This window comes from Streptomyces phytophilus (assembly GCF_013870535.1).
Classification (GTDB): domain Bacteria; phylum Actinomycetota; class Actinomycetes; order Streptomycetales; family Streptomycetaceae; genus Streptomyces; species Streptomyces phytophilus.
Window position 1 is genome coordinate 1 of the sequence record NZ_JACBXC010001514.1, and the last position, 1295, is coordinate 1295.

General features: G+C 73.9%; 1 protein-coding gene. It reads right to left on the reverse strand.

The window, feature by feature from the left end:
• Positions 1–19 precede the first annotated feature (19 nt).
• Positions 20–1295 (reverse strand): alkaline phosphatase D family protein (locus tag H5J30_RS33850; protein ID WP_181791620.1); only part of this gene is annotated, 1276 nt, incomplete at its 5' end.

Below are 1295 nucleotides of genomic sequence, written 5' to 3' on the forward strand. Positions count from 1 at the left end.
CTGCGGATCCGGTGCATGCTCACGCCTCCTGCAGATCGGGCCGGCCGGCTTCGACGACGAACGAGCGGCGGGTGCTCACCGAGCCGTCCGGGACGGACACCCGGTCCACCACGAGGTAGTCGGCGCGCCACTCGCCGGGGGAGACGGTGCAGCGGACGTAGCCCCGCTGGCCGTTGTAGAACGCCAGGTGCGGGTTGGCCGCCAGCCACTCCTCGGCCTGCGGGGAGCTGTCGGCGCCGTTGCCGCCGGAGGTGATCGAGGTGGTGACGAACTCCGGTGCCACGGCGGGGGAGGAGGGGTCGGCGAAGTCCCGCTTGACGGTGCCGGCCATGTTGACGTGCATGTCGCCGGTGAGGACCACCGGGTTGGCCACGCGCCGCTCCGCGATGCCGTCGAGGAGGCGGGCGCGGGTGGCGGTGTAGCCGTCCCAGGCGTCGCCGTTGAGCTGCTGCAGCCCGGGGTCGGTGAGCCGGTCGAGCTGCATCATCAGCACCTGCTGGGTGAGGACGTTCCAGGTGGCGCCGGAGTCCGCCAGGCCGTCCAGCAGCCAGCGCTCCTGCGCGGCGCCGAGCATGGTGCGGGCCGGGTCGTCGCGGCGTGTGATGTCGATGGGGTCGCGGAACTGCCGGGCGTCCAGGACGTGGAAGCGGGCGAGGCGGCCGTAGTCGAGGGTGCGGTGCAGCCGCATGCCGGGACCCTGCGGCAGGGCGGAGGCGCGCAGCGGCAGGTGCTCGTAGTACGCCCGGAAGGCGGCGGCGCGGCGGCGCAGCAGGTCCTCGGGGGAGGCGCCGCTGAACGACGTCTCGCCGGCCCAGTTGTCCTCCACGTCGTGGTCGTCGACGGTGGCGATCCACGGGGCGGCGGCGTGCGCGGCCTGCAGGTCGGGGTCGGTGCGGTAGAGCGCGTAGCGCAGCCGGTACTGATCGAGCGTCAGGGTCTCGGCGTTGTGCGCGGCGGACAGGTCGGTCCCGCGCGGGCCGCTGGTGCGGCTCACCGGGTACTCGTAGATGTAGTCCCCGAGGTGCGCGACCAGGTCGAGGTCCTGCGCCGCGAGGTGGCGGTAGGCGGTGTAGAAGCCGTCCGACCAGCTCTGGCAGGTGGCGAACGCCAGCGTCATGGGGGTCAGCGAGCCGGCCGGCGGCGCGGTCTTCGTACGGCCCACGGCGCTCAGCTCGCCGCCGGAGCGGAACCGGTACCAGTACTCGCGCCCGGGCCGCAGGCCCGTCACCTCGACGTGGACGGAGTGGGCGAAGTCCCGCTTCGCGGCGGCCGTGCCGCGGCGTACCACCCGGCGC